At 68.4% G+C, this 23,862-nt stretch carries 16 protein-coding genes; 5 read left to right on the plus strand and 11 right to left on the minus strand.

What is annotated here, in order from left to right:
- The first annotated feature begins 23 nt into the window (after window positions 1-23).
- Window positions 24-488 carry a ribonuclease domain-containing protein gene (locus ACTOWK_RS21250; RefSeq protein ID WP_441332082.1) on the plus strand — a complete coding sequence of 155 codons (465 nt, stop codon included), beginning with the start codon at window positions 24-26 and terminating at the stop codon, window positions 486-488.
- A complete protein-coding gene (locus tag ACTOWK_RS21255) occupies window positions 485-925 on the plus strand; it encodes a barstar family protein (protein WP_441332083.1) in 441 nt (146 codons plus the stop codon). The genes ACTOWK_RS21250 and ACTOWK_RS21255 overlap by 4 nt, the downstream gene beginning before the upstream one ends.
- 417 nt (window positions 926-1,342) lie before the next feature.
- On the opposite strand, the gene ACTOWK_RS21260 is transcribed toward ACTOWK_RS21255, so the two are convergent.
- The 3 genes from ACTOWK_RS21260 to ACTOWK_RS21270 all read right to left on the minus strand — a co-directional run bounded on the left by ACTOWK_RS21260 (window position 1,343) and on the right by ACTOWK_RS21270 (window position 4,063).
- Complete coding sequence (locus ACTOWK_RS21260) at window positions 1,343-2,413, minus strand: DNA topoisomerase IB (RefSeq protein WP_441332084.1); 1,071 nt, start codon at window positions 2,411-2,413, stop codon at window positions 1,343-1,345.
- A 78-nt stretch (window positions 2,414-2,491) separates the two neighbouring features.
- Window positions 2,492-2,728, minus strand: a complete 237-nt coding sequence (locus ACTOWK_RS21265) for a hypothetical protein (RefSeq protein ID WP_441332085.1) — start codon at window positions 2,726-2,728, stop codon at window positions 2,492-2,494.
- A gap of 69 nt (window positions 2,729-2,797) precedes the next feature.
- Window positions 2,798-4,063: a TCR/Tet family MFS transporter gene (locus ACTOWK_RS21270; protein WP_441332086.1), complete on the minus strand. Its 1,266-nt coding sequence runs from the start codon at window positions 4,061-4,063 to the stop codon at window positions 2,798-2,800.
- A 518-nt stretch (window positions 4,064-4,581) separates the two neighbouring features.
- Here ACTOWK_RS21270 and gltB point away from each other — a divergent pair.
- Both gltB and ACTOWK_RS21280 read left to right on the plus strand, forming a co-directional pair.
- Window positions 4,582-9,051 (plus strand): glutamate synthase large subunit, encoded by a 4,470-nt coding sequence (gltB, locus tag ACTOWK_RS21275; protein ID WP_441332087.1) that lies wholly within the window; start codon window positions 4,582-4,584, stop codon window positions 9,049-9,051.
- A 334-nt stretch (window positions 9,052-9,385) separates the two neighbouring features.
- Window positions 9,386-10,912, plus strand: a complete 1,527-nt coding sequence (locus ACTOWK_RS21280) for an FAD-dependent oxidoreductase (RefSeq protein ID WP_441332088.1) — start codon at window positions 9,386-9,388, stop codon at window positions 10,910-10,912.
- A 249-nt stretch (window positions 10,913-11,161) separates the two neighbouring features.
- Here the strand turns inward: ACTOWK_RS21280 and folE are convergent, their stop codons facing one another.
- The 8 genes from folE to ACTOWK_RS21320 all read right to left on the minus strand — a co-directional run bounded on the left by folE (window position 11,162) and on the right by ACTOWK_RS21320 (window position 22,173).
- The gene (gene folE / locus ACTOWK_RS21285) at window positions 11,162-11,755 is read right to left on the minus strand and encodes a GTP cyclohydrolase I FolE (RefSeq protein WP_031371805.1); all 594 of its coding nucleotides are present in this window, start codon (window positions 11,753-11,755) and stop codon (window positions 11,162-11,164) included.
- A gap of 235 nt (window positions 11,756-11,990) precedes the next feature.
- Window positions 11,991-12,332 (minus strand): hypothetical protein, encoded by a 342-nt coding sequence (locus tag ACTOWK_RS21290; RefSeq protein WP_441332089.1) that lies wholly within the window; start codon window positions 12,330-12,332, stop codon window positions 11,991-11,993.
- Between the two features lie 150 nt (window positions 12,333-12,482).
- Entirely contained in the window at window positions 12,483-14,165 is a 1,683-nt protein-coding gene (locus ACTOWK_RS21295) for a GGDEF domain-containing protein (protein WP_441332090.1), read from the minus strand.
- 541 nt (window positions 14,166-14,706) lie between these two features.
- Entirely contained in the window at window positions 14,707-16,158 is a 1,452-nt protein-coding gene (locus ACTOWK_RS21300) for an efflux transporter outer membrane subunit (protein ID WP_441332091.1), read from the minus strand.
- On the minus strand, window positions 16,151-19,318 hold the full coding sequence (locus ACTOWK_RS21305; RefSeq protein ID WP_441332092.1) for an efflux RND transporter permease subunit: 3,168 nt from the start codon (window positions 19,316-19,318) through the stop codon (window positions 16,151-16,153). Before ACTOWK_RS21305 ends, ACTOWK_RS21300 begins: the two co-directional genes overlap by 8 nt.
- A 265-nt stretch (window positions 19,319-19,583) precedes the next feature.
- Entirely contained in the window at window positions 19,584-20,801 is a 1,218-nt protein-coding gene (locus ACTOWK_RS21310) for an efflux RND transporter periplasmic adaptor subunit (protein WP_441332093.1), read from the minus strand.
- The gene (locus ACTOWK_RS21315) at window positions 20,798-21,739 is read right to left on the minus strand and encodes an SDR family NAD(P)-dependent oxidoreductase (protein ID WP_441332094.1); all 942 of its coding nucleotides are present in this window, start codon (window positions 21,737-21,739) and stop codon (window positions 20,798-20,800) included. The genes ACTOWK_RS21310 and ACTOWK_RS21315 overlap by 4 nt, the downstream gene beginning before the upstream one ends.
- Window positions 21,736-22,173 (minus strand): DUF2798 domain-containing protein, encoded by a 438-nt coding sequence (locus ACTOWK_RS21320; RefSeq protein ID WP_441332095.1) that lies wholly within the window; start codon window positions 22,171-22,173, stop codon window positions 21,736-21,738. Before ACTOWK_RS21320 ends, ACTOWK_RS21315 begins: the two co-directional genes overlap by 4 nt.
- A gap of 251 nt (window positions 22,174-22,424) precedes the next feature.
- Here ACTOWK_RS21320 and ACTOWK_RS21325 point away from each other — a divergent pair, with 251 nt between their 5' ends.
- The gene (locus ACTOWK_RS21325) at window positions 22,425-23,579 is read left to right on the plus strand and encodes a LysR substrate-binding domain-containing protein (RefSeq protein ID WP_441332096.1); all 1,155 of its coding nucleotides are present in this window, start codon (window positions 22,425-22,427) and stop codon (window positions 23,577-23,579) included.
- Window positions 23,580-23,862 lie beyond the last annotated feature (283 nt).

Genomic DNA, 23,862 nt, shown 5'->3' on the forward strand with positions numbered 1-23,862 from the left:
GCGTTATTCGCGAGGAACACCCGATGCGCCGTAATCTCTGGCTGATCGCCGCCGTCGCCCTGATCGGCCTGTGGGTCTGGAGCCAACGCGGCATGCAGGCGCCGCAACCCGCCGCTCCCTCGCACGCACCGGTGGTGCAATCGCAGCCGGCCGCACCCGAAGACAGCGGGCGCGGCCACCACGAAACCCTGCCGATCGCTTCGATCGCGCTGCCGGCGGAAGCGCACGAGACGCTGCGCCGTATCGCCGCCGGCGGCCCGTTCGAACATCGCCAGGACGGCGCGGTGTTCCAGAACCGCGAACAACGCCTGCCGCGCCAGCCGCGCGGCTATTACCGCGAATACACGGTCGAGACACCGCGCTCCGACGACCGCGGCGCGCGTCGCATCGTCACCGGCGGCGATCCGCCGTCGGAGTATTACTACACCGGCGATCACTACCGCAGCTTTACCCGCTTCGACCTGCGGGCCGACGGAGGCGCGCGATGAGCGGTTCGATCGATCCGCGCGAATTGCTCGCCGACCCGGCCCAGGCCGGCGCTTATTTCATCGATGCACGCGATGCGCGCGCACTGGCCGATGCCGCCGCCGAACTCGAATTCGCGGTCGCCCGTGTCGATTTCGCCGGCTGCGCGGACAAGCACGACGCGCTGACGCGCATCGCCGCGGGTCTGCGTTTCCCGGCCTGGTTCGGCCACAACTGGGACGCGCTGAACGACTGCGTCAACGACCTGTCGTGGTGGCCGGCGCCGGGTTATCTGCTGCTGATCGAACACGCCGGCCCCTGGCAGGCCGAGCATGGCGAGGATGCCGCGACCCTGGTCGAGATCCTCAACGACGCAGCACAGGATTGGGCGAAATCGCGGGTGCCGTTCTGGGCGTTGTTGCCGCTGCCGCAGGCCGAGCTCGAGCAGATGGCGCCTTGAGCTCTTACGATGCCGCCGGCTTCCAGTCGCGGCGTCAACCGCCTTTGGGTAGGAGCGGCGCGAGCCGCGACCACGCAGTCGCCCGTGCGAACGCCACCGGCCGCAGGTTTGCGGTCGCGGCTCGCGCCGCTCCTACCCTTTGCTTGCGCCGCGATCTGCACCTGTAGAAGTGGCGTAAGCCGCGACCACGCAGTCGCCCGTGCGAACGCCGCCGGCCGCAGATTCGCGGTCGCGGCTCGCGCCGCTCCTACCCTTTGCTTGCGCCGCGATCTGCACCTGTAGGAGCGGCGTAAGCCGCGACCACGCAGTCGCCCTTGCGAACGTCGCCGGCCGCAGGTTTGCGGTCGCGGCTCGCGACGCTCCTACCCCTTGGTTGCGTCGCCATCTGGCCCCTGTAGGAGCGGCGATCGCTACACATCAGCCCCTCCGCGCCTGCTTCAGGAATCGCAACGCCGCACGCTCCCACTGCAATTCACCGCGGGCACCGTCGGCATAGCGTGCCAGCCGGCCTTCGCGCCAGCCGGCGAATACGGCCGGGTCGATGTAGGCCTTGCGACAGACCGACGGTGTGTTGCGCAAGGCCTGCGCGACTTCGCCGATCACCGCATTCTGCACCGTTGCCAATGCGCGTTCGCTCGGTTCGCCGCCGCGCGCGCGCGCGGGTGCGGGCAGGGGCACTGCGGCCAGGCGCCGGAACGCCGCCAGGGTGCCGCCCCAGGTGCGGAAATCCTTGGCGCTGAAGTCGCTGCCCATGGCGCGTTGTAAATAATCGTTGACCGCGCCGGAATCGACCGGCTGCACGCGGCCGTCGTCGTCGCGGTACTGGAACAGGGCCTGCCCCGGCAGTTGCTGGCAGCGCCGCACCAACCGGGTCAGCTTGGCGTTGTCGAGTTCGACCTCCTGGATCGAGCCGCTCTTGCCGCGAAAGCGAAAGCGCGCGCGGCCGTCGCGCAGGAACTCGACGTGCCGGTTGTGCAGGGTGGTCAGGCCGAACGAGCGATTGCTACGCGCGTACTCGTGGTTGCCGATGCGCAGCAGGGTCTCGGCCATCACCGCCACCACGATCGCGAGCACCTTGTCGCGCGGGAAACCAGGCAACTTCAGGTCGCGGCGCACGCAGCGGCGCAGTGCCGGCAGCGCGCGCCCGAAAGCGACCACGCGCTCGAACTTGCCCTCGTCGCGGCGTTGCCGCCATTGCGTGTGATAGCGGTATTGCTTGCGGCCGCGCGCATCGCGGCCGGTGGCCTGGATGTGGCCGCGCGCGTCGCTGCAGATCCAGACCTCGGTATAGGCCGGCGGAATCGCCAGTGCGCGGATACGGGCAAGAGTTTTCGCCGCCCGTACCGCGCGGCCGCGCGCATCGCGATAGGCGAAGCCGCGCCCGGCACGTCGGCGCTCGATGCCGGGCTCGTCGTCGTTGACGTAGCGCAGGCCGGCCGCGCGTGCGGCGCGGCGATTGACGGCTGCGGACGGTGCGCGCTCGCTCATGCCCCAGCAATACGGGGCCGGCCGTCAAGGCCGCGCCAAGACGCCGCGGCGCGAGGGCACGCTATGAGGACGCGCGGTTCAGCGCTCGTCGTCCTTTTTCTTGAAGTCGACCTTTTCCGATGCGCCCTGCGACTCCCACTTCGCTTCGAGCTTGCGCTCGCACCAGGCCGGCGGGCTCTCGCCGGGACGCAACGGGCCGCTCGCGCATTCCGGGCGCGCATCGACCGCGGCGTTGGTGTCGCGGTACTCGACGCCGCTGCAGGCGCCGAGCATCGCGGCAATGGTCAGAACGGCAAAGCCTGTGAACAAACGCATGCGATGCTCCTGTGGGGATGTCGCAGGCGACGTTCGCCCAAGCGCCGCCGTGCCACCAGTGTCATTGGTTCAGGCGACCGCATCGGCCCCGGCCGGCGCCGGCGCCGGCACCCGCGCGTAGCGCCAGGCGATCAGCAGGCCGATGCCGAGCAGCGCCGCGGCGATGTACCACGGCGCACCCGGCAGGTGGATCGGCGCGGACTTGCCGATGAAATAACCGAAGCTGCTGGCGAAGATCGCCGGCCCGACCACGCCGGCCAGGCTGACCAAGCTCATCAGTGCGCCCTGGATGCGGCCCTGCTCGTGAGCGCCGACCTGGCGGGTGACCAGGGCCTGGGTCGCCGGCGCCGCCATCGCCCACAGGGCGCTGATCGGCAGGCCGAGCAGGAAGATCGTGCCGGTGTCGGCGCTGCCGTAGACGATGAAGCCGATCACCCCGCAGGCCAGGCCGAACAACAAGGTGCGGCGCTCGCCGAGCCAGGCGACCATGCGGCCGATCAGGGCGACGTTGACGATGATGTTGAACACGCCGACCACCGCCAGCACCCAGCCGACCTTGTCCAGGCCCCACTGGTATTGATAGCCGGCGAACAGCACGAAGATGCTCGGGTAGACGTAGTGGGCCATGTTGGCGATGAACACCACCGCGGCCAGGCCGAACACCTGCGGATAACGCTTGAGCAGCATCAGCGAGCCGAACGGATTGGCATGGGCCCAGTCGAAACGCGCGGTGCGCTTTTCCGGCGGCAACGATTCGGGCAGCACGAACCAGCCGTACATGAAGTTCAGCAGGGCCAGGCCGGCGGCGAACCAGAACGGCAGGCGCATGTCGATCGCGCCGAGCTGGCTGCCCAGCACCGGGCCGATCACGAAGCCCACGCCGAACGCCGCGCCGATCAGGCCGAAGCTCTTGGCGCGCTGTTCCGGCGGGGTGACGTCGGCGACGTAGGCGTTGGCGGTGGTGAAGCTGGCCGCGGTGATGCCGGAGATGATGCGGCCGATCAGCAGCAGCGGCAGGGTGTTGGCCACCGCCATGAGGATGAAGTCCAGGCCCAGGCCGAGGCAGGAGATCAGGATCACCGGGCGCCGGCCGTAGCGGTCCGACAGGCTGCCCTGGATCGGCGAGAACACGAACTGGATCAGCGCGAACACCGTGGCGAACAAGCCGACCCAGTAGGCCGCCTTGGCGGTGTCGCCGCCGACGAAGCCTTCGATCAGGTGCGGCAGCACCGGAATGATCAGGCCGAACGACAGCACGTCGATCAGCACGGTGATGAAGATGAAGACGAGCGCAGCACGACGCGCGCCCGAAACAGGAGCGGAGGGAGAGGTCATGAGTGCCAAAGGGGCGAAAGGGCTTGCGAGTGGCGCAGTCTAGCGCGCCGGCGAATGTGCGGCAGGGACGTTTGTCATCGCGCGATGGTTTCTTACGTTACTAATTGCCCGACGAATCGAGAATTTTTCCATCGGGATCATTGGCTTACAAAATCGCCTGTGAGCGCGCGCGCTCACAGTTCCGTGCGCGTGTAAGCAGGGCAAAACCCGCGCCCCAGGGTGAATTGCCGCATCGCACAATTTGTGCTTTAGTCGAAACACGCTCGGTTTTGACACTGCCGGTGCGGGATCAGTCCCGCGCCAGTGGCGGATGCGCCCTGCGCGCAACACAACAGAACGCCCAAAACCTCCAGCAACACCGCCAAGCCACCAATCGATATCGCGAACGTCGCTTCGCGTTGGGGAACCGCCTCCAGGGACCAGCTTTCAGCAACGCGATGCAAGGACCCGGTCAGACCACAACGTAAAGCGATAGCGAGCTAGCGATCCACGGAACACCCCACCGGTCCGGAGATGCGATGCAAGCCAGGCAACAAAGTCTGTACGACCCCCGCGACGAGCGGGACAGCTGCGGTTTCGGACTGATCGCGCAACTCGACGATCGCCCTAGCCGCGCCCTGGTCGACCGCGCCCTCGAGGCGCTCTCGCGCATGACCCACCGCGGCGGCGTCGCCGCCGACGGGCTCAGCGGCGACGGTTGCGGCTTGCTGATCCGCCATCCCGACGCCTTCCTGCGCCTGATCGCTCGCGAGGCCAACATCCGCCCGGGCCCGCATTTCGCTTCCGGCCTGGTGTTCCTGCCGCGCGATACCGCGCTGGCCGCCCAGGCCCGCGACGTACTCAACGACACCCTGCGCAGCGAAGGCATGCGCGTGACCGGTTGGCGCGTGGTGCCGGTGGATCTGCAGGCCTGCGGCGAACTCGCTCGCCAGACCATGCCGCGCATCGAGCAGATCTTCGTCGACGCCGCCGCGCCGTTCGACCCGGCCGGGTTCCAGCGTTCGTTGTTCCTGGCGCGCCGCCGCGCCGAACAACGCCTGCGCCAGAGCGACGCCGAAGCCTTCCAGGACTTCTATGTGGTCAGCCTGTCCTCGGCCAGCATCGGCTACAAGGGCATGGTGCTGCCGGACCGGCTGATGCAGCTGTACCCGGACCTGCAACGCCCGGAGCTCGCCGCGAGCGCGGTGGTGTTCCACCAGCGCTTCTCCACCAACACCACCCCGCGCTGGCCGCTGGCGCAGCCGTTCCGCTTGCTCGCCCATAACGGCGAGATCAACACCATCGCCGGCAACCGCGCCTGGGCGCAGGCGCGCGCGCATGCCTGGCGCACCCCGGTGCTGGACCTGCGCGAGTTCGATCAAGTGGTCGGCACCGACGGCTCCGACTCGCAAAGCCTCGACAACATGCTCGAGGTGCTGCAGGCCGGCGGCATGGACCTGCTCAAGGCGATGCGCATCCTGATCCCGCCGGCGACCCAGTCGCTGGAATACAAGGACGCCGACCTCGCCGCGTTCTACGAGTACTACGCGCTCAACACCGAGCCGTGGGACGGCCCGGCCGGCATCGTCACCTGCGACGGCCGCTACGCCGCCTGCACCCTCGACCGCAACGGCCTGCGCCCGGCGCGCTGGCTGCGTTCGCGCGACCGCCATTTCCTGATCGCCTCCGAAGCCGGCGTGTGGGAACTGCCGGTCGAAGAGATCGAGGCCAAGGGCAAGCTCGGCCCCGGCGAGATGATCGCCGCCGACCTCTACCAGGGCGAGCTGCTCGACTCCGAGGCGATCGACCGCATCAACCGCGCGCGCGCGCCGTACAAGCGCTGGCTCAAGCAGGGCATGACCTACCTGCACAGCGAATTGATCGATCCCAACCTCACCGCCGAACCCTTCGACCACGACACCCTGGCCGGCTTCCAGAAGCTGTTCCAGCTGACCCGCGAAGAACGCGAGCAAGTGCTGCGCCCGCTCGCCGAGATCGAGCAGGAAGCGACCGGCTCGATGGGCGACGACGTGCCGATGGCGGTGCTCTCGCAACAGGTGCGCTCGCTTTACGACCACTTCCGCCAGGCCTTCGCCCAGGTCACCAACCCGCCGATGGACCCGTTGCGCGAGGACTGCGTGATGTCGCTGGCGACCCAGATCGGGCGCGAGGGCAACGTCTTCGTCGATGGTCCGGGCAATGTCGGCCACATCCACCTGAACTCGCCGGTGCTCGCGCAACGCAAGCTGCGCCAGTTGCTGTCGATGGCGCCGTACGACCAGTCGCATCGCTACATCGACCTGAACTACAACGCCGAAGAAGGCCTGAAGGCGGCGATCCAGCGCCTGTGCCTGGAGGCCGAGGAAGCCACCCGCGACGGCATCGTGCTGCTGATCATCAGCGACCGCCGCCCGCGCCGCGAGTGCCTGATGATGCACGCGCTGCTCGCGACCGGCGCGATCCACCAGCACCTGGTGCGGGTCGGCCTGCGCTGCGAAGCCAACCTGATCATCGAGACCGGCACCGCGCGCGACCCGCATCACTTCGCCTGCCTGATCGGCTTCGGCGCGACCGCGGTCTATCCCTACCTGGCCTACCAGACCCTGCACGACCTGGGCGCGCGCGGCATCCTGCGCACCAAGCACGGCGAGGTCGCGCAGATCGGCCGCAGCTACCGCCGCGCGATCAAGAAGGGCCTGCTCAAGATCATCTCGAAGATGGGCATCGCGACCATCGGCAGCTACCGCGGCGCGCAACTGTTCGAGATCATCGGCCTGGACCGCGACGTGGTCGAGCTGTGTTTCGCCGGCACGCCCTCGCGCATCAGCGGCGCCGGCTTCGAGCTGTTGCAGGAAGACAACCAGACCCTGGCCGACCTCGGCTGGGACGCCAATCGCCTGCCCGAGATCGGCGGCCTGCTGAAGTACACGCCGGGCGGCGAATATCACCTGTTCAACCCCGACGTGGTCACCCGCCTGCAGCGCGCGGTCGGCAGCGGCGACTGGGCCGATTGGCAGCACTACGCCGAAGCGGTCAACGAACGCCCGACCGCGGCATTGCGCGATCTGCTCGAACTCAACACCGACCTCGCCACCGCGATCCCGCTCGACCAGGTCGAACCGGTCGAAGCCATCGTGCGCCGTTTCGATTCGGCGGCGATGAGCCTGGGCGCGCTGTCGCCGGAAGCGCACGAAGCGCTGGCGATCGCGATGAACCGCCTCGGCGGGCGCTCGAATTCGGGCGAAGGCGGCGAAGACCCGGCGCGCTACGGCACCGACAAGGTCTCCAAGATCAAGCAGATCGCCTCGGGCCGGTTCGGCGTGACCCCGGAATACCTGGTCAACGCCGAAGTGCTGCAGATCAAGGTCGCCCAGGGCGCCAAGCCCGGCGAAGGCGGCCAACTACCGGGCCACAAGGTCAACGAACTGATCGCGCGCTTGCGTTATGCGATGCCCGGCATCGGCCTGATCTCGCCGCCGCCGCATCACGACATTTATTCGATCGAAGACCTGGCGCAGCTGATCCATGATTTGCGCCAGGTCAATCCGCTGGCGCTGATCTCGGTCAAGCTGGTCTCGCACGCCGGCGTCGGCACCATCGCCACCGGCGTGGTCAAGGCCGGCGCCGATCTGGTCACCGTGTCCGGCCACGACGGCGGCACCGGCGCCAGCCCGCTGTCGTCGATCCGCTACGCCGGCACGCCGTGGGAACTGGGGCTGGCCGAAGCGCGTCAGGCGTTGGTCGCCAACGACCTGCGCGACCGGGTGATCCTGCAGACCGACGGCGGCCTGAAGAGCGGCCTCGACGTGATCAAGGCCGCGCTGCTCGGCGCCGAAAGCTTCGGCTTCGGCACCGCGCCGATGATCGCCCTGGGCTGCAAGTACCTGCGCATCTGTCACCTCAACAACTGCGCGACCGGCGTGGCGACCCAGGACGCGGGCCTGCGCCGCGACCATTTCACCGGCCTGCCCGAGCGCGTCGAGAACTTCTTCCGCCTGCTCGCCGAGGAAGTGCGGCACTGGCTGGCCTCGCTCGGCGTGCGCACGCTCGGCGAAATCGTCGGCCGCACCGATCTGCTACGGCAGAGCCAGGGCGAAAGCGCACGCCAGCAACGCCTGGACCTGGCGCCCCTGCTCGCCGGTTCCGGCCTCGCCCACGGCGGCCATTGCGGCGTGCCGGCACCGCCGGAAGCGCCCGACGGCCTGTCGGCGCAACTCGAAAGCGAGCTGGCCGAGGCCATCGCCCACAAGTCCGGCGGCGAATACAGCTACAAGATCCGCAACACCGACCGCAGCATCGGCGCGCGCTTGTCCGGACGCATCGCCCGCCTGCACGGCGACCGCGGCATGAGCGATGCGCCGCTGACCCTGCGATTCAGCGGCACCGCCGGGCAGAGCTTCGGCGCGTTCCAGGCCGGCGGCCTGCAGTTCGAACTGTCCGGCGAAGCCAACGACTACGTCGGCAAAGGCATGGCCGGCGGCCGCATCGTCCTGCGCCCGCCGACCGGCGCGCGCTACGTCGCCCACGAGACGCCGATCCTCGGCAACACCTGTCTGTACGGCGCCACCGGCGGCGAGCTGTATGCCGCGGGCCGCGCCGGCGAACGCTTCGGCGTGCGCAACTCCGGCGCGACCGCGGTCGTCGAAGGCGCCGGCGACCATTGCTGCGAGTACATGACCGGCGGCGTGGTCGCGGTGCTCGGCCGCACCGGCCTCAACTTCGGCGCCGGCTTCACCGGCGGCATGGCCTACGTGCTCGACACCGAGCGCGACTTCGTCGACCGCTACAACCACGAGCTGATCGACATCCTGCGCATTTCCGCCGACGGCTTCGAGCATCACCGCTCGCACCTGCACGACCTGCTCGAAACCCACGTCGCCCTGACCGGCAGCGCCTGGGCGCGGCGCATCCTCGACGAGATGCGCGATTACATGGGCAAGTTCTGGCTGGTCAAGCCGAAGGCGGCGAGCCTGGAGTCGCTGGCCGAGACTCTGAGGAGTGCCGCGTGATGGCGCTTCGAGCGACGGCAACGGCAAGAGCAAATCCCCCCTGCCCCCCTTTTGCCAAGGGGGGAACAGCAAAGGCGGATTTGGCACCCTGGGTTGGTTCGCGCGATGCGCAGCGACCCGGCAATGCCTACTACGCTCATGCACCGCGTGAATCGCACGGACTGTGGGAATCGAGGGACTCGCGAAGGATTCGCTTCACTGCCCACGATCACCGCGACAAACCGGTACTCCTCCCCCCTTTGAAAAAGGGGGGCCGGGGGGGATTTGCTTTTGATCTTTCTTTTGCAGCCCCAGCCACGACGCCACGACAACGCAGCCAACGGGGCCGCCACTCATGAGCAAGAAGTCCGTCTTCCAATTCCGCGATGCGCCGCGCGAGATGCCCACGCGCATTCCCCTGCAACTGCGCCTGGACGGCGACTGGGGCGAGCTGTACGGCCGCTTCGCCGAAGCCGAAGCCAAGAAGCAGGCCAGCCGCTGCCTCGACTGCGGCAATCCCTACTGCGGTTGGGCCTGCCCGCTGCACAACTACATTCCGAACTGGCTCGAACTCGCGCGCGAAGGCCGCATCCACGAAGCCGCGGCGCTGTGCCACGAGACCAACCCGCTGCCGGAGATCTGCGGCCGCGTCTGTCCGCAGGATCGGTTGTGCGAAGGCAGCTGCACGCTCAACGACGGCTTCGGCGCGGTGACCATCGGCGCGGTCGAGAAATACATCGTCGACAGCGCGCTCGCCAGCGGCTGGCGCCCGGACCTGTCGGCGGTCAAGCCCAACGGCCAGCGCGTCGCCATCGTCGGCGCCGGCCCGGCCGGGCTGTCCTGCGCCGACCGCCTGGCCCGCGCCGGCATCCAGGCGGTGGTGTTCGACCGCTACGAAGACATCGGCGGGCTGCTGCACTTCGGCATCCCGAGCTTCAAGCTCGAAAAGTCGGTGATGCGCCAGCGCCGCGAAGTGCTCGAAGGCATGGGCGTGCAGTTCAAGCTCGGCGTCGAGATCGGCCGCGACCTCAGCCTGGACGATCTGATCACCCAGTTCGACGCAGTGTTCCTGGGCCTGGGCTCGTACCGCTACACCGACGGCGGCCTGCCCGGCCAGGACCTGCGCAACGTGCTGCCGGCGCTGCCGTTCCTGGTCCAGAACGGCCGCGTCGTGCACAGCGAAGGCGAGAGCGTGCGTTCGCAACCGATCGCCGGCTGGGAAGACCAGCTCGAGCTGCCCGACCTGCACGGCAAACGCGTGGTCGTGCTCGGCGGCGGCGACACCGGCATGGACTGCGTGCGCAGCGCGGTGCGCATGGGCGCGGCGCAGGTGCGCTGCGCGTACCGGCGCGACGAAGCCAACATGCCCGGTTCGGCGCGTGAAGTCGGCAACGCCCGCGAAGAAGGCGTCGAGTTCCTGTTCAATCGCCAGCCGCTGGAGCTGCTCGGCGACGGCACCACCGTCAATGCGGTGCGGGTGGCCGAAACCCGCCTGGGCGCGCCGGATGCGCGCGGCCGCCAACGCGCCGAAGTGGTCGAAGGCAGCGAGTCGGTGCTCGAGGCCGATGTGGTCATCATCGCCTTCGGCTTCCAGCCCGACCCGCCGGCGTGGCTGGCGCAGCAGGGCATCGAGTTGACCGACAACGGCCGCATCAAGGTGCTGGCGACCAGCGAAAGCTGCGCGACGCGGCGCAAGACTGCGGCCGGGTTGCCTTATCAGACGACGAATCCGAAGGTGTTCGCCGGCGGCGACGCGGTGCGCGGCGCCGACCTGGTGGTGACCGCGGCATTCGAAGGCCGCGAGGCGGCGGCGGGGATCGTGTCGCTGCTGAGCGCGCAGGTGCCGGTCGCGCGGGACGAGCAGCTCGCCCAAGTCGGTTAAGCGGGCTGTCGTGCCCTCACCCCAACCCCTCTCCCGTCAACGGGAGAGGGGCTCCAAGCGGGTGACGAGCTGCGATGGGTGGCAACCGCAACGCTTGCCGTTCCCTACTCCCGTGCACGGGAGTAACGTGCCTTTTCCTTCTCCCGCTTCGCGGGAGTAGCGTGGCTTTCCCTTCTCCCGCAAGCGGGAGAAGGTGGCCGAAGGCCGGATGAGGGCACGGGCACGGGGCATAGCCCCTGCCTCAGGAACTCAGCGCCCCGGACCGACGTCGATGAAGCGCAGGAACTCGGCGCGGGTGCGGGCGTCGTCGCGGAACATACCGAGCATCTTCGAGGTGATCATGCTGACGCCGCGCTTGTGCACGCCGCGGGTGGTCATGCATTCGTGGGCGCCTTCGATGACCACGCCGACGCCGAGCGGCTGCAGCACGTCCTGGATCGACTGGGCGATCTGCGCGGTCATCTTTTCCTGGACCTGGAAGCGGCGCGCATAGGTCTCCACGACGCGGGCGAGCTTGCTGATGCCGACGACCTTGCCGCTGGGCAGGTAGCCGACATGGGCCTTGCCGATGATCGGCGCCATGTGGTGCTCGCAATGGCTTTCGAACTCGATGTCGCGCAGCACGATCATCTCGTCGTAACCGGCCACCTCCTCGAAGGTGCGCGCCAGGTACTCGCGCGGATCGTCGCCGTAGCCGCTGAACCAGTCGCCGTAGGCCTCGACCACGCGCTTGGGCGTATCGAGCAGACCTTCGCGGGCGGGATCTTCGCCGGCCCAGCTCAGCAGGGTGCGAACGGCGGCTTCGGCCTGTTCGCGGGACGGCTTGCTGTCGTTGTCGGCCATGGTCCGGCTTCGTGCATGTGGGAGAGGCATCCTACTCCACCGCGCCGCGCACGCCGAGTGCGCGGGCGGAACGCCGGGTTGCGATGGCTGCCACGCCCCGCCGGGCCGCAGCGGGCCGTTACTCCCGCAACCCGTCGCGAACCGCCACGGCCGGCAAAAAAAAGGCCGCCCGGTGGGGCGACCAGTAGACTCCCCGGGGAGAGCGCCTAGGGAGCGGTGGTCATCGCGCGAGCCGTCAGCGCAGCGACCGGTCGAGTGCGTGGGGCAAGCTGCGCTCGATGTGATGCCATCCGTCGCGCACCGCCTCGCGCGCTTCGGTCCAATGCAGTCGCGAACTGGCACGGTGCCGATGCCATTCGCGCCCGAGTGCGTCCTCGACCTCTTCGAAGCGGCGATCGCCGCAGTCCAGATAGGTGTCGTAGCCGTAACGGTAGGCGGGCTCGTAATCGGGCCACTCGCGACCGGCGCTGTAGTACGAAGCGAAGCGGTACTCGCGATGGAAGTGCTCGCGGTATTCGCCAGGATCGATCGCCACGGCCGCTGCCGGACCGATCTCCTTTGCGTCGTGATGTTTCATGGCCGGGATCGGGTTCCAGGGACGCCACCTGCGTCCATGTCGACCACGCTAGGCCCTGGACGATGCAATGCAGGTGAAGATCGCTCGCGCAGGCGCCGATGTTCAGAAAGCGGTGGCGCGACGCTCAGCCGCGTCAGTGCCGCGTGAGGATCACTCGGCCGGCAAGGCGGTCGCGAGGTCGCGTCCCTGAGCGACGCTGACCGCGTTGCGGCCGGCGACGGTGGCGCTGCGCAAGGCCTGGCGCACCCGCTCGAACAGTTCGGCGACTTGTTCGCCGCGCTGCGAAATGGCCAGGCCGATGCTCACGCTCATGGTGATCTCGTGGCCGTCGATGCGGAACGGACGCTGGGCGAAGGTGTCGGCGAGGCGGCGTGCGAGCAGTTCGCACTCGACCCGTTCGCATTCGCTGACGATGCCGAAGCAGTCGCCGGCCATGCGCGCGATGGTGTCGTCGGGCCGCAACACCCCGCGCATGCGCGACAAGGCCTGCTGCAGCAAGGCGTCGCCGACCGCGCGGCCGTAGCGTGCGTTGACCTCGCCGAACCCGTCGAGGTCGACCAGCAGCAGGCCGTAGGTATTGACGTTCAGGCTGCCCGGCGAAGACCAAGCTTCGAGCATCTGCTCCAGCACCTGGGCGTTGAGCGCGCCGGTCAGCGGGTCGCGTTCGACCGACTGCCGCGCCAGCAACAAGATGCGATGGCGGTTGGCGGCATGCTGGCTCAGGGCCAGGGCGAGCACGGCCGATTCGAGCACCGCGGTCAGGGCCAGGCCGCGTTCGGCCCATTCGGCATCGCGCAGGCCGAGCGCGTTGGCGGCGAGCGCGGCGGCGAACACCAGCATCGGGGTCCAGCCGAGCAGGTAATAACCGGCATACGGCGCGCCTTTGCGCCAGGCCGCGACCGCGATCACCAGCATCAGCGGCACGCCGAGCAGCAGCAACAGATTGCCGCCGATGTACCACCAGCCGTAGGAATGCTCGCGCATGATCACCAGCACCAGCAGCCAGAACATGTTGGCCCACTGGATCGCGCGCAGCACCCAGGCGGTGCGCGGCATCAGCCGCGGCAGGTCGAGGAAACGCAGGCTGAAACCAAGCTGGAAGATCGTCGCCAGGGTCGCCAACGCCCAGCCGATCGCCGGCTCGCTGGCCAACCCGGCCAACCCCCACATTTCCGAGGCGTCGCCGGACAGCAACAGCAGATAGGTCGCAATGCAGGCCAGGTAGGCGCCGTAACCGAGATAGACGAAGTCGCGGAACGCCACCCACACGCCGACCATCGCCACCGCCATCAGCATCATCGCGGTGAAGGCCGCGGCCATGAAGCGGGCATCGCCGCGCTCCTGCCGGGCCAGGTCGGGGATGCTCGCGAACGACAGGCGGATCTCGCTCATCGCCGCGCGGCCCTTGATGCGCAGATAGGCCACCGAGGACGGCGGCCAGCCGTTCGGCAGGGCCAGCACCCAGCCGCGGCGCATCAGCGGCACGCCGCCGTGTTCGGCGTCCTCGACTTCGCGCGGACCGGCGCCGGGCGGGTAATACAGCAAGGGGCCCATCGCGCGCGGACCGCGCAGGACCAGCAACTGGCCTTCGTACTTGCCGATCGCGCGCTGGCTGGTCAAGCGCAGCCAATAGCCCTCGTTGCGGCGCGGCAGGCTGAAACGGATCGATTCTTCGGGCCGCTCGGCGACCAACAGGCGGATCACCGGGGCGCCGACCGGCGGCGCTTGCAGGTCGGTGTCGGTCAGCAGCACCTCGACTTTCAGCGACTGCGCGGCGGCCGGCAGACAGGCGCAGGCCAACGCGATCAGCAGCGCCCATAGGCCTATGCGCATACCCGGATCCGCTCCCGCTCCATGAAGCTGCGCAGTCTAGCCCGAGTCGGCGCGGGGCTGCATGAGCCGGGGGCGGAGCGCCCGAGGGTCGGGACGAGGGATGCGCAACCGGGGCGGCAATGGGCACGGAATCGGTGTTGAGTGCCGCGTCCCGCCGTTCCGTCATCCCGCGCAGGCGGGGGTGAACGGATGCGCTTGCGAGCCATTGGCTCGCGCATCCGTGAACGCCGGGGCGCCATGCGCCCTGGCCGGGGCCCAGAGACTTCAGAGCCATGTCGCGATGAAGCGCTGGATCTCCCGCCTGCGGGGATGACGAACGGAGGGGAGCAGAGTGCCCGCCTATGCGCGCAGGACCACTAATGAGATCTCGGGTCGCCGCCCCAATAAGGACGACGAGCTAAAGCACCGGCTGCCGATACGAAAACTCCAGCCGGTCGCACGACCGGCTGGAGCGAAACAAAAAGACCGACGACGGGTCACGGCGAATGAGAGGGGAAGGGAGCCCCGCCGCGCCCGTTTTATCGTCGGTCAAGGGGAACCATCAACGCCGGGCCACGCCCTCGCGCACCGGCTCGCGGCCGGGCCAACCGCCGGCCATCGCCTTGTACAGCGCGATCGCGCCGGTGACGCTGCGGGTACGGCCGTCGGCGAACGCATCCTGGGCCTGCAACTGGGTGCGTTCGGCGTCGAGCACTTCGAACAGGTCGGCGGCGCCGGCCTCGTAGCGCACGCGCGCGAGCTGGGCGGCCTTGGCGCTGTCGAGCGCGGCGCGTTCCAGGTGCTGGTCCTCGACCCGCGCCCGCGCATAGCGCACGAGGGCGTTCTCGGTGTCTTCCAGCGCCAGCAACACGCTCTGCTGATAGCGGGCGAGCTCGCCCTCGGCGGTGGCGTCGGCGGCCTTGATGCGCGCGCGCACGCGGCCGATGTCGAGGAACGACCAGTCGATGCCGAGCGCGACCAGGCGGGTTTCGCTGGCGCGTTCGAACAGGGCGCTGGTGTCGATCGCCTGCGAACCGATCAGGCCGCTGAGGGTGAAGCGCGGAAACAGGTCGGCGGTGGCCACGCCGATGCGTGCCGTAGCGGCATGCAGGCGGTGCTCGGCCGCGGCGACGTCGGGGCGACGGCGCAGCAGCTCGCCCGGGGTGCCGGCATCCAGCCTGGCCGGCAGCGACGGCAAGGCCGAGGCCTCGTCGAGCGTGGCGATCAGGGCGTCCGGGGTCTGTCCGGTCAGCACCGCGAGGCGGTGCTGGGTAACCGCGACCTGCGCTTCCAGGTTCGGCACCCGGGCCAGGGTCGCTTCGAGCTGGGCACGGGCACGCGAGGTATCGAACTCGGTGCCGCGTCCGGCGTCGAAACGCGCCTGCACCAGGCGCAGGGTTTCCTTCTGGTTGTCGGCGTTGACGCGGGCGACGCGCAGGCGTTCCTGCAGGCCGCGCAGCTCGACGTAGCTGCGCGCCACTTCGCCGACGATCGACACCTGCATCGCCTGCAGGTCGGCCGCGCCGGCCCAGGCTTCGGCGCGTTCGGACTCGATGTTGCGGCGCACGCGGCCGAACAGGTCGAGTTCCCAGCTCGCATTGGCCTGGACGCTGTAGCTCTCGTTGTCGCGCGCCGAGTTCGACGCACCCGGCATCTGGTCGCTGCTCGAACGCGATTCGCTGCCGCTGGCGCTGCCGGTGATGGTCGGGAAACGGTCGAACTTGGCGCCGCGCAACAAGGCGTTGGCGCGGTCGTAGTTGGCCAGGGCGATGCGCAGGTCGTGGTTGGCCGACAGCGACTCCTCGACCAGTCGCGTCAGCAACGGGTCGTTGAAGCCCTGCCAGAACTCGGCGTTGGCATCGGCCACGGCGCTGCCGTCGGTGGCGGCGGCCGCGTCGGTGCGGGCGAACGCGTCCGGCGTCGCCAGGGTCGGCCGGACATAGTCCGGACCGACGGCGCAGGCGGCCAGGGCGAGCGTCAGCACGGCCACGGCGGGAAAGGTCAACTTACGCATGGATCTTCTCCACAGGAGTGTGTTCGCCGTGCGAGACCAGCTTCTGGCCGACCAGCTTGCGCAGGGCGACGTAGAACACCGGGGTCAGGAACAGGCCGAACAGGGTCACGCCCAACATGCCGGCGAACACGGTGATGCCGGTGACCGAGCGGATTTCCGCACCGGCGCCGTGCGACAGCACCAGCGGCACGGTGCCGGCGATGAAGGCGATCGAGGTCATGACGATCGGACGCAGACGCAGGCGGCAGGCTTCCAGGGCGGCTTCCACGATGCCCTTGCCCTGCAGTTCGAGTTCGCGGGCGAATTCGACGATCAGGATCGCGTTCTTGCACGCCAGGCCCATCAGCACGACCAGGCCGACCTGCACGAACACGTTGTTGTCGCCACCGGTGAGCCACACGCCGGCCAGGGCCGACAGCATGCACATCGGCACGATCAGGATCACCGCCAGCGGCAGGGTCCAGCTTTCGTACAGCGCCGCCAGCACCAGGAACGCGAGCAGGATGGCGAGCGGGAACACGATCAAGGCGGCATTGCCCTGGCTGGCCTGCTGATAGCTCAGGTCAGTCCATTCGATTTCCATGCCGTGCGGCAGCACCTTGGCGGCCACGTCCTTGACCACGTCCATGGCCTGCGCCGAGGACATCACGCGCGGATCGACGTCGCCGGCGATGTCGGCGGCCGGGTAGCCGTTGTAGCGCAGCACCGGGTCGGGACCGAAGGTCTGCTTGACCGTCACCATCGAGCCGATCGGCACCATCTCGCCGCGGTCGTTGCGGGTACGCAGGTTGGCGATGTCCTCGACGTTGTCGCGGAACGAACCGTCGGCCTGGGCGATCACCTGCCAGGTGCGGCCGAACTGGTTGAAGTCGTTGACGTAGGCCGAGCCCAGGTAGGTCTGCAAGGTGTCGAACAGATCGGTCAGCGGCACGCCCTGGGCCTTGGCCTTGATGCGGTCGACTTCGGCATCGAGCTGCGGCACGTTGGCCTGGTAGGTGGTGTTCGCATAGCCCATGCCCGGGGTCTGCATGACCGTGCCCTGGAATGCGCTGACCGCATTCTGCAAGGCGCCGTAGCCCAGGTTGCTGCGGTCCTCGATGAACAACTGATAGCCCGCGCCGTTGCCGAGGCCGAGGATCGGCGGCGGCATCAGGGCGAAGGTGAAGCCTTCCTGGAAGCCGCCGATCTTCTGGTTGAGCTCGGCGGTGATCTCCACCGCGGTCCGGCTACGCTCGCTGAACGGCTTGAGCGGCAGGAACGCCACGCCGGTGTTGGGCGTGTTGGTGAACTGCACCGCGTTCAAACCCGGGAAGGCCATGGTGTTCTGCACGCCGTCGACCTTGGCGGCGACGTCGGTGACCTTCTTGAGCAGGGCGTCGGTGCGTGCGATCGACGAGCCTTCCGGCAACTTCACCGCGGCGATCAGGTACAGCTTGTCCTGCAGCGGAATGAAGCCGGCCGGCACGACCTTGAACATCAGGCCGGTCGCGACCAACAGCACCGCATACACCACGAACACCGCGCCGCGCTTGCCCAGCGCGCGCGAGATCGCGCCCTGGTACTTCTGCGAACTCGACGCGAAGAAGCGGTTGAACGGACGGAACAGCCAGCCGAACAGACGGTCGATCAGGCGCGTCGGCGCATCCTTCGGCGCGCTGTGCGGCCGCAGCAGGCGTGCGGCCAGGGCCGGCGACAGGGTCAATGAGTTAATTGCCGAGATCACCGTCGAGATGGCGATGGTCACCGCGAACTGCTTGTAGAACTGGCCGGTCACGCCCGACAGGAACGCCATCGGCACGAACACCGCGCACAACACCAGCGCGATCGCGACGATCGGGCCGGACACTTCCTTCATCGCCTGATGCGCCGCGGCGAGCGGGGTCAGGCCTTCCTCGATGTTGCGCTCGACGTTTTCCACCACCACGATCGCGTCGTCGACGACGATGCCGATCGCCAGCACCAGGCCGAACAGGCTCAGGGTGTTGATCGAGAAGCCGAGCAGGTACAACGCGGCGAAGGTACCGACCACCGACACCGGCACCGCCAGCAACGGAATGATCGAGGCGCGCCAGGTCTGCAGGAACAGGATCACCACCAGCACCACGAGCAGGATCGCTTCCAGCAGGGTCGTGACCACCGCCTTGATCGAGTCGCGCACGAAGATGGTGGTGTCGTACACCGCCTCGTACTTGATGCCGTCCGGGAAGCTCTCGGACAGGCGATCCATGTTGGCGATCACCTGCTCCTGGATCTGCAGCGCGTTCGCGCCCGGCGACTGGAAGATACCGATGCCGACCGCGTTCTTGCCGTCGAGCTGGGCGCGCAGGCTGTAGTCGCCGGCGCCCAGTTCCAGGCGGGCGACGTCGGACAGGCGCACGATTTCGCCGTCGGTGCCGCTCTTGACCACGATGTTGCCGAACTCTTCCTTGCTTTGCAGGCGGCCCTTGGCGTTGATCAGGGTGAGGAAGTCGCTGTTGGGCATCGGGTCGGCGCCGAGCTGGCCGGCCGAGACCTGTACGTTCTGCTCGCGCATCGCGCGCAGCACGTCGCCGGCGGTCAGGCCGCGCGAGGCGACCTTGTCCGGGTCGAGCCATACGCGCATGGCGTAGTCGCCGCCGCCGAAGATCTGCGCATCGCCGACGCCGGACAGGCGGGCGAGCTGATCCTTGACGTGCAGACGCGCGTAGTTGCGCAGGTACAAGGTGTCGTACTTGCCGTTCGGCGAGGTCAGGTGCACCACCATCAGGAACACCGGCGCCTGCTTCTGGGTCGTCACGCCTTGCCGGCGCACGTCCTCGGGCAATCGCGCCAGCGCCTGGCTGACCCGGTTCTGCACGCGTACCGCCGCGTCGTCCGGGTCGGTGCCCGGCTTGAAGGTGACGGTGATCGCCAGCACGCCGTCGGAACCGGCGACCGACTTGATGTACATCATGTCTTCGACGCCGTTGATCGCTTCTTCGAGCGGCGTGGCGACGGTTTCGGCGATGACCTTCGGGTTGGCGCCCGGGTACACCGTGCGCACCATCACCGAGGGCGGGATGACTTCGGGATATTCGCTGATCGGCAGGATCGGTATCGCGATCAGGCCGGCGGCGAAGATCACGATCGACAGCACCGCGGCGAAGATCGGCCGATCGATGAAAAATTTGGAAAAGTCCATGACGGATTCCTTGGTGCGGCGTTGAACCGCATGAGTCGCGGGCCCACGCCGTGGGGACGTGGGCCTTGATTACGGAAACCTGATGAGAGCGCTTGTTTTTGCTCGTCATTCCCGCGCGGGCGGGAATCCGGAGACTTCTAGCGTTCTCGCCCGAAAGGCCCTGGATCCCCGCGTTCGCGGGGATGACGGCCTGAGGGTTGCGCGGTTTCTTACTGTTCGAGCGTCGCCGCGGCATTCATCCCGCGGCGCGTCCGTCATCGGTCGGTCACAACGCCCCGGCCGCCGCGCCCAGCGCACCCGGCACCGGTGCCGGAGCGCCCATCGCGATGGTTTTCGGCGCCACCGGCATGCCCGGGAAGAACACCTTCTGCACGCCATGGACGATGACCTTGTCGGTCGGCGCCAGGCCCGACTCGACCACGCGCAGCCCGTCGATCATGCGGCCGAGCACGACGTCCTTGCGCAGGGCCTCGTTCTTCGGGCCGAGCACGTAGACGTACTTGCGGTCCTGGTCGGTAAGCACGGCCTTGTCGTCGACCAGCATGGCCTTGAAGTCGCCGGTGCCTTCGAGCTGGACGCGCGCGAACAAGCCCTGGGTGAAGATGCGGTCGGAGTTGTCGACCACCGCGCGGGCACGGATGGTGCCGGTGCGCGGGTCGACCTGGTTGTCGGTGAAGTCGACCGTGCCCTGGTGCGGATAGCCGGCCTCGTTGGCCAGGCCGATGCGGACCGGGTTCTTGTTGTCTTCGCGCTCGCCCTTGCGGGCCAGGTCGTTGTAGCGCAGGTAGGTCTGCTCGTCGCTTTCGAAGTAGACGTACATCGGGTTCTGCGAGACCAGGGTGGTCAGCTGGGTCTGGTCGGCCTGGGCGAGGTTGCCCACGGTGACCAGGGCGCGACCGGCACGGCCGCTGATCGGCGCACGCACTTCGGTGAAGGTCAGGTCGAGCTGGGCCGAGGCCACCGCGGCTTCCGCGGCGCGGACCGAGGCGTTGCCCTGGGTGGTCGCGGCGCGGCGGGTCTCGAACTCTTCGCGCGAGATCGCCTTGGCCTCGACCAGGGTCTGGGCGCGCTTGTCCTGGGTCTGGGCCAGGCGCGCTTCGGCGCGCGCGCGTTCCAGTTCGGCCTGGGCGCGGTTGAGCTCGGCGCGGTAACGGCGCTGGTCGATCACGAACAGCAGATCGCCCTTCTTGACCTCCTGGCCTTCCTGGTAGGCGACGCGCTCGACGTAACCGCTGACGCGGGCGCGCAGTTCCACCGATTCCACCGCGGTGACGCGGCCGGTGAACTCGTCCCACTGCCGGACCTGCTTGCTCAACACCTGGGCGACGCTGACTTCCGGCGGCGGCGGCGCGCCTTCGGGGGTGGCGGCCTGGCTGCCGCAACCGACCGCGGCCAGGGCAATGACGACGCTCGCGGCCAGCGCGAGCACGGAGAGCCCGACGCCGGCGCGGCCGGAACGGGCGAAGTAGTTGCTGGTGCTCATCGGGGGGTGGGTTCCTGTTTGGGATTCTTGGAGGTCAACGACTTCAACAGTGCGCGCGCGTCCTGGAGACAGCGTTGCGCGGTTTCCTCGGCGGTGCTGTCCGGATCTTGCGAACACGCATCGGTTGAAGCCGATTTAGGGGTGGGACGGACGGTGGTGGGATAGGCGGGGGCACCGGCTGGCAGGCGGCTGGCGGGCGCTGAGGGGACGCGCGCGGCGCGCGGCGGCAATTGCGGCGGCGGTGCCGCGCGCGAGGCGTACGGCACCACCGCATGCGGCGGTTCGCTGTCGGCGTCGTGGTCGATCAGGGCCAGCGCACGCTGGCCGACCGACAGGGCGCTCGGCCATTCCGGGCAGGCGTTGCGCTGATTGAACTCGGTGCACACCGGCGTATCGACCGCGAGCAACTGCACGCGGACCGCGAGCTGGCGCGCTTCATCGTGCAGCACGCGCGCGAGCATGCGCAGGGCCGCGGCACCGATCGAACGGTGACCGTAACCGGCCCAGGGGTGCTCGCTGCCGGGACCGCCGATCAGCACGTAGGTGCCGCCGCGATCGTGTTCGGCCAGCAAGGGCAGCAGGTGGCGCGCTGCGGCGAGGTGGGGGAGGAGGTCCTCGTCGAGCTTGCGGCGCAGGAACTCGGCCGGGTTGTCGAGCAGACGGCCGCGTTCGGCGCTGCCGCACACCGCTGCGACCACCCCGGCCAGGGGACGGCCGAGTTTGCGCAGGGCGCGGGCGAGCTTGGCGCCGGCGGGGTCGTTGCTCACCGAACCGGCGATCGTGGTCAGGTCGGCGTGGGGGTAGGCGGCCTTGAGCACTTTCAGTTCGCTGGCCTGGCGGGCGACCGCGATGACCGGCCGGCCGCCGTCGAGGGCGGCCTGGACGACCCCGCGACCGACACCGCCGGTGGCACCGAGTACAACCAAAGGGGCTTTCATTGTCCCGCTCCCGGGACTTTCTCTCCCGTCATCGGGATGATCCCATGACGAGTGTCATTCCCGGAATAACCCCGGGTGTAATGTGCCAACACCGCGCTGACGGCCGGCATCAGCAGCATCGCCGAGGGCAGCGCGATGATGAAGGCCAGCACCCAGGCCAGCATCCAGGCCTCTTCGGCGCCTTGCGCCAGGCCTTGGCGGAACACGACCACGGCCAGCCCGATCAGGGCGGACATGGCCACCAGCATTAGTGGGAGAAACGCGAATCGGGCTTGTCGGGGGCTCAACATGGCGGGGGCCTTCGTGTCGATCTGCGGCACAGAGTAGAGAGACGGACGGCACTTGATTAGCCACTGATTCAGGGAATAATTGTCCCGACATCGGGCCAATGCCCCCTCTGCCTCCTTGAATGCCTCCCGGCCGGCCCCAGACATGACGGCAGGGACGTGGGAGACACGGGGATCGAGCTTGCTCGCAACCCGCGACGATGCCGTTACTGTCGCCGCCGCCGCCCGACCCCGGCAGTGGGTGGGGTCAGCAAGGCGCCATGACAGCCGTCACCCGCAACCGCACCTGCTACGCACATCGAGTTTTTTGAACTGACGAGAACCCCCGCGACGCCGGTGCTAGGCGCGGCGCGCGGCAGGCTCCCGTTCGATCCACACCCCTACGGAGGCCATTGCCCATGGCTCACGATCTCAACGACACCCTGATCTTCGTCAAGGTGGTCGAGAGCGGCAGTTTCATCGCCGCCGCCCGCGTCCTGCGCCTGCCCAAGACCACGGTCAGCCGCAAGGTCCAGGAACTCGAAACCCGGCTCGGCGCGCAACTGCTGCATCGCACGACCCGCAAGCTCGGCCTGACCGAGGCCGGCAACCTGTACTTCGAGCACTGCCAGCGCATCGCCCGCGAACTGGACGAGGCCGAGAGCGCGGTCGGCCAGCTGCAGGGCGGCCCGCGCGGCTGGCTGCGCATCACCGCGCCGTATTCGGTCGGCATCACCTGGATCGCGCCGCTGCTCGGCGAGTTCCATGCGCGCCACCCGGAAGTGCGGGTGGAGATGAACCTCAGCAACGACACCGTCGACCTGATCGACAAGGGCATCGACGTGGCCTTGCGGGTCGGCGACCTGCCCGACTCCAACCTGATCAAGCGCCGCCTGGCGATCTTCCGCACTCAGATCTACGCCAGCCCGAACTACCTGGCCCGCCATGGCGAACCGCTGCACCCCGACGACCTGCGCCATCACCGCACCCTGGCGATGCCGAAGTCGCGCCGCAACAACGAATACGTGTGGACCCTCAACGACGGCGAGCGCAACGTCGACTACGTGATCGACCCGGTCATGGTCGCCAACGACCCGGGCCCGCTGCGCGGCGCCCTGCTGTGCGGCGAAGCGCTGATGCTGGCCGCCGACGTCACCGTCAAGGCCTTCGCCGAACAGGGCTACGTGCAGCGCGTGCTGGCCGGCTGGACCGGCCCGGAGTACGAGTTCAACGCGGTATTCCCGCGCGGGCAGGTGCAATCGCCCAAGGTACGGGCCTTCGTCGACTTTTTGGTCGAGCGCCTGAACTTCGACGCCGACTACATGCAGGTGCTGTGTCCGGACGCCAAGCGCTTCCGCAAGGCCTCCGAAGAAGCCGAAGCCGCGCTCGCGCACGGCCTGGCCAAGGAAGCCAACGACCAGCGCACCATCGCCGTGCCGGTGGTCGAAGCGATCGAGGCGATCGCCGACGCCGTCGACCTGCGCGGCAAACCGCCGGCGCGCAGCGGCAAGACGGCCGAAGACACCGCGCGCAAGGACGACACCCCAAGCGACGAGGACGCGGCGCTGGTGTGAGCGCGACGCTGTTCTGATCCAAACCGGCGTCGTGGTTGCGACGCCGCATCCTGGCTGCAGATTGCCGTTGCCGTTGCCGAGAATTTGATCCGCTTTGCTTGTGGCTTTGCTTTGCCGCTTTGCCGGTCAAGAGAAGACCCGTAGGGCGGCCCGCAGGGATGCGGGCCGTGCGCAAGCAGGCCATGGATGGCCTGTCTGGAGCATCCCCGCGTATGCATCGCTCGCGCGGGCTTGTGCCCTTGCAAGGAAGGCCTTTTCTTTGGTTAGCTTTGACCGAAGGAAC

The sequence above is a fragment of the Lysobacter sp. CA196 genome, assembly GCF_052078695.1.
Lineage (GTDB): Bacteria > Pseudomonadota > Gammaproteobacteria > Xanthomonadales > Xanthomonadaceae > Lysobacter.